The following is a 4,785-nucleotide window of genomic DNA, read 5'->3' as shown; positions in this document are numbered from 1 at the left end:
AGTCACACCCCAGACTCAGGTGGACAGCCGCAAATACGAGCGATCCCACCGGCTACCTCGACACGAGGCCACTGGCTCGCCGCCGAGGTGATCCGCGCCTGGGTCAGCCAGCCGCCAGATCCCCGACCGTCAACCGGCTCACCGCTGGCGGCGACATCGACACGGCGACCATGACATCATGATCAGCATGGCATCGTTTGACCAGGTCGCGGTCAGTTTCTGGCACCCGGAGATCGAACATCTCCGCCTGCCGCCATTGACGGACGAGTCGATCGTCGACGCTGAGACGCAGCTTGGTGTCACCTTGCCCGCCGAACTCATCTGCCTGCTTCGAATTCAGAACGGCGGCGTCATCGCCGACGCCTGGGACGCCTGCCCCGCCGATTCGAACTTCTACGCAGAAGATCACGTCCCTTTCGACCACCTCCATGGGATCGGACCCGCCGGGCAACCTGGAACGATCACGCTGCTCGACACCCCATACCTGGTGCAGGAATGGGAGCTCCCGTCGCCAGTGATCCTGCTCAGCGGCCAGGGACACTACTGGCTCGCCCTCGACTACCGAGACTGCGGACCAGCGGGGCAACCACCGGTTGTCTGGATCGACAACGAAATGGACCATGAGCTGGCGCTCGCATCGAACTTCCGCACCTTCGTCGAGCGCTTGACCGCATCAGCCTCTTTCGACGAATAGGCCGGGACGGCGCAACGGAACATGCCTCATCTTGGATGGCAAGAGCATCCTCACGCTTCGCCATCCAAGATGAGGCACCGCAGGCCAGCGACTTGACCCGCCTCACCCTCATTGGCAAAGGACAGTAATTGCCGGGGATGCCCGGGTTAGCGTGGCGTGGTGAACAGTAGTCGCCGGCAGCGGGGCAGCGTTTGCCAAGCGGCGCGCGGCACGGCCTCCCGCGACGGGGGCCGGTTCAGGTCCCCGGACGGTTGAGACCGGTCTCGTACGCGAAGATGACGGCGCCGATCCGGTCACGCACCCCGAGCTTGGCGAGGATCCGGCCCACGTGGGTCTTCACTGTGGTCTCGCCGAGGTGGAGCCGGCCGGCGATCTCGGTGTTGGTCAGCCCGCGGGCGACGAGGCCGAGCACCTCCCGCTCGCGGTCGGTGAGCCCCTCCAGGCGGGTGTCCGGCAGCGCGGAGACGCCCGTGGTGACGTAGCGGTCCAGCAGCCGCCGGGTGATCGACGGCGATACCATGGGGTCGCCGCGCAGCACCCCGCGGATCGCCACCAGCATCTCGGCGGCAGGTGCGTCCTTCACCAGGAAGCCGCTCGCGCCGGCGCGCAGGGCCGCGAAGGCGTACTCGTCGAGGTCGAACGTGGTGATCATCAGGATGCGGGTGTCGGGCAGCGCGGCAGTGATCCGCTCCGCGGCGGCCACGCCGTGCAGTCGCGGCATACGGACGTCCAGGAGCACCACGTCCGGACGCAGCTCGACGGCGGCGTCCACGGCCTCCGTACCGTCTGCGGCCTCACCCACGACGGTCAGGTCCGGCTGGCTGTCCACGACCATGCGCAGCCCGACGCGCATCATCTCCTGGTCGTCGCAGATCAGGACCCGGAACGGTGGTCGGTCGTACATGGGCCCATCGTGCTGAGGGTCGCCTGTGGCGGCGCTGTGATCTCCTGTGGCGCGGCTGTGATTTCCTGTGGCGGGCCTGTGAGGCACGGTTCGCCGTCGAGCGGCAGGGTCGCGCTCACCCGGAATCCGCCCTCCGGTGCCGGGGCCGCTTCGAGGGTCCCGCCGAACATCGCTACGCGTTCGCGCATCCCCGTGATGCCGCGCCCGGACGACGGCAGGCGCGGCCCGGATCCGCGCTCGCCGGCCCCGTCGTCGCGCACCTCGATCCGCACCGTTCGATGCAGTCCGGGTACGCCGAGGTCGACCGCGACGTCGACGCCCGCCCCGGTTCCCGCGTGCTTGACGACGTTCGTCAGCGCCTCCTGGACGATCCGGTAGGTCTGCAGCACCGCGCCGGCCGGCACGCCCTCCTCGGTGCCGGTGAGTCGTAGGCCGGCCATTGCCCGCCCGGCACCGACGCCGTCGACCAGCTGGCGAAGGTCCGCCAGGCTCGGTTGCGGCGGGGGTATCGTGCCGTCCTCGTGCAGCACCTCCAGCAGCCGGCGCAGCTCCTTGAGTGCCGCGCGCCCGGTGGTGCTCACCAGTCGCAGCGTCCGGTCGACGACGGCTGGGTCGGTGTGGCGCATGAGCTGCGCACCCTCGGCGTTGACGACCATCACGCCCACGCTGTGGGCGAGGACGTCGTGCAGCTCCCGTGCGATCCGGGCCCGTTCCTCGGCGGCCGCGGCGCGGGCCAGCGCCCGGCGCTCGGAGTCGGCGAGCTCGGCCCGGCGCTCGACCGACTGCAGGTAGGCGCGCCGCGCCCGCACGTACTCGCCGAGCAGCCAGGCTGTCGCGATCGACAGGCAGTAGGTGACCGCGGCCCAGCCGGCGTCGGACGCGGGATAGCGAGTGAGCGACCAGCTGACGAAGAACGCCGCCGCGGCCAGGGCGGCGAGCGCGGCCGGTCGGCGCCTGCCCCGCACGACCAGCGTGTGCAGCATGAGCTGCAGTGCGGCGTGCGCGAGCGGGAGATGCTGGGACCAGGTCCGGGTGAGCAGCCCGAGCCAGGCGGCCGCGAGCACTACCGCGGTCATCGCCTCGGGCTGGCTGCGACGCCACAGGAGCGGCAGGACCAGCCCGGCCAGCACGCCTCCCTGCGCCCACAGTGGCCCGCCCGCCTGCGGATTCACCAGCGCCGGCACGGCGAGGACCACGGCGAGTGCCGGTTCGACCACCCTGGCATACCTTCTCGGCCACGACATCAACCGGTGCACGGCCCACACGGTACGGCGAACGCCTCTCATCGGTCGTCCTCCCACCGGGCGGTGCCGGGTCCACCCTGGGCAGGATGACGACGGCCAGCCGGCACGACGACCGGCGACGCCCGCCGTCCATAGCGTCGCCTTCATGTCCATCCTCACGGAGTTTCTGCGGTACCCACGGCTGACCGGAGCGATCGCGGCCAGTTCTCCGGGACTCGCGCGCATGATGACCGACGGCATGCACCTGGAGCGCGCCCGGACTGTCGTGGAGCTGGGGCCTGGGACCGGCGTGTTCACCGATGCGATCCTGCGCCGGGTCGGTCCGGGCACCCGGGTCGTCGCGATCGAGCTCAACGGTCACCTGGCCGCCCGCCTCGCGGACCGGTACCGCGGGCATCCGGTCGAGGTCGTCCACGCGTCGGCCGCCGACCTGGCGCGCCTGGTGGAGGACTCGGTCGACGCCGTGGTGTCCGGGCTGCCATGGACCGTCATGCCCGGGCCGGCACGGCACCGGATCCTGGACGCCGTCGCCGGACGCCTCGCCCCCACCGGCATGTTCGCCACGTTCGCCTACGCCCATGCGGCGTGGACCCCACCCGGGCGCCGGTTCGCCGCGGAACTCGCGCAGCGGTTCGGTGCGACCGCGACGAGCCCGCTGGTGTGGCGCAACCTCCCGCCGGCCTTCGTGCACCGGGCGTCGGCGCCGAAGGTACGACGCCCCGATGCCGTCCGGCGGCCGTTCCCGGCGGTCCGGAACTGACGCCGCCTTCGTGTACGGGCTACGTTGCGCGGTCCGGGTCGGGTGAATGCTCGCCGAGGTACCGGCCACCCGGACCTCGCAACGCTGCCAGCACAGACCGCGCAAATCGCACAGGACACAGGTCGGGTGGCCCGGAGGGGTTACACCTCCGGGCTCCCTCAGAACGGAGCGTGACAATCTCTCGTCACTCCGCTCGGCGCTGATGCCCCTATGTTTGTCAAGCGGTTCGTGGGGTTTGGCCTGTGGTGTTGAGCTGTTGGATCAGGTGGTAGACCTCGCGGGCGATGTAGCGCTTGAGGCAGCGGATGGCTTCGCGGCGGGTGTTGCCTTGGGCGGTGCGTCGGTTGAGGTAGTCGCGGGTGCGTTGGTCGGTGCGGGTTCTGGTGAGCGCGATGTGGTAGAGGGCTGCGTTGGTGCGGCGGTCGCCGCCGCGGTTGAGTCGTCGTCGGCTGGTTTTGCCGGAGGAGGCTTCGACGGGGCTGACGCCGCAGAGGGCGGCGAAGGAGGCTTCGGTGTGCATCCGGTCGGGGTTGTCGCCGGCTGCGACGAGGAGGGCGGAGGCGCTGTCGGGGCCGATGCCGTTGCGTTGCAACAGTTGCGGGGTGTGGGTGTCGAGTATTGCGGTGATCTGTTGCTGGAGTTCGTGTTCCTCGGTGGTGAGGGTTTGGATGCGTCGGGCGAGGCGCCGCAGCGTGTATCGGGTGGCGGCGGCAACGTCGGTGGGGGTGGTGTCTGGTAGGTCGGCGCAGTGGCGGATCAGGGCGGCGGCGGTGCAGCCGGCCAGCTGGTCGTGTAGGGCCGGGTCGGCGCTGACGATGACGGCTTTGAGTTGGTTGATTGTCTGTGTGCGGGGCTTCACCGCGGAAGCTCGGGGTGAGGCGGAGCAGGCGCAGGATCTCGGCCGGTCCGTCGGCGGTTTTGGCGGTGGTCGTGGCCCGTTGGGACAGTACGGCGTGCGCGGCGGCGACAGCGTCGATGGTGTCGGTTTTGCCGTGGCGGCGGCGGGCGGCGCGGTCGGGGCGGTTGACCTCGATCACGGTGATCTGGTGGCGGCGCAGGTGGCGGGTGAGGGCGGCGCCGTAGGAGCCGGTGCCTTCCACGCCGGCGCGGTCCAGGATGCCGAAGCTGTGGGCCCAGGTCAGCAGTTGCTGGTAGCCGGCGGCGGTGGTCGGGAAGGTGGCGT

Annotated in this window: 5 protein-coding genes and 1 pseudogene; 2 read left to right on the top strand and 4 right to left on the bottom strand. The window is 70.4% G+C overall.

Going from position 1 to position 4,785, the window contains the following annotated elements; all coding sequences use genetic code 11:
* The first annotated feature begins 178 nt into the window (after window positions 1-178).
* Window positions 179-694: an SMI1/KNR4 family protein gene (locus tag ACFPIJ_RS52095; protein ID WP_380126974.1), complete on the top strand. Its 516-nt coding sequence runs from the start codon at window positions 179-181 to the stop codon at window positions 692-694.
* A 235-nt stretch (window positions 695-929) separates the two neighbouring features.
* On the opposite strand, the gene ACFPIJ_RS52090 is transcribed toward ACFPIJ_RS52095, so the two are convergent.
* Window positions 930-1,598 carry a response regulator gene (locus ACFPIJ_RS52090; RefSeq protein ID WP_380126973.1) on the bottom strand — a complete coding sequence of 223 codons (669 nt, stop codon included), beginning with the start codon at window positions 1,596-1,598 and terminating at the stop codon, window positions 930-932.
* Window positions 1,568-2,854, bottom strand: coding sequence for a sensor histidine kinase (locus ACFPIJ_RS52085; RefSeq protein WP_380126972.1), 1,287 nt, complete (start codon window positions 2,852-2,854; stop codon window positions 1,568-1,570). The genes ACFPIJ_RS52090 and ACFPIJ_RS52085 overlap by 31 nt, the downstream gene beginning before the upstream one ends.
* A 133-nt stretch (window positions 2,855-2,987) precedes the next feature.
* On the opposite strand from ACFPIJ_RS52085, the gene ACFPIJ_RS52080 reads away from it, so the two are divergent.
* Window positions 2,988-3,602: a class I SAM-dependent methyltransferase gene (locus ACFPIJ_RS52080; RefSeq protein WP_380126971.1), complete on the top strand. Its 615-nt coding sequence runs from the start codon at window positions 2,988-2,990 to the stop codon at window positions 3,600-3,602.
* A 217-nt stretch (window positions 3,603-3,819) separates the two neighbouring features.
* On the opposite strand, the gene ACFPIJ_RS52075 is transcribed toward ACFPIJ_RS52080, so the two are convergent.
* Window positions 3,820-4,461, bottom strand: coding sequence for a transposase (locus ACFPIJ_RS52075; RefSeq protein WP_380126970.1), 642 nt, complete (start codon window positions 4,459-4,461; stop codon window positions 3,820-3,822).
* Between the two features lie 82 nt (window positions 4,462-4,543).
* A pseudogene (locus tag ACFPIJ_RS52070) lies at window positions 4,544-4,720 on the bottom strand (IS110 family transposase); the annotation flags it as partial.
* Window positions 4,721-4,785: the final 65 nt, after the last annotated feature.

It is taken from the genome of Dactylosporangium cerinum (assembly GCF_042653625.1).
In the GTDB taxonomy this organism is placed as follows: Bacteria; Actinomycetota; Actinomycetes; order Mycobacteriales; family Micromonosporaceae; genus Dactylosporangium; species Dactylosporangium cerinum.
Note: the sequence above shows the minus strand (reverse complement) of the source record. Positions and strands in the feature narration are given on the sequence as shown.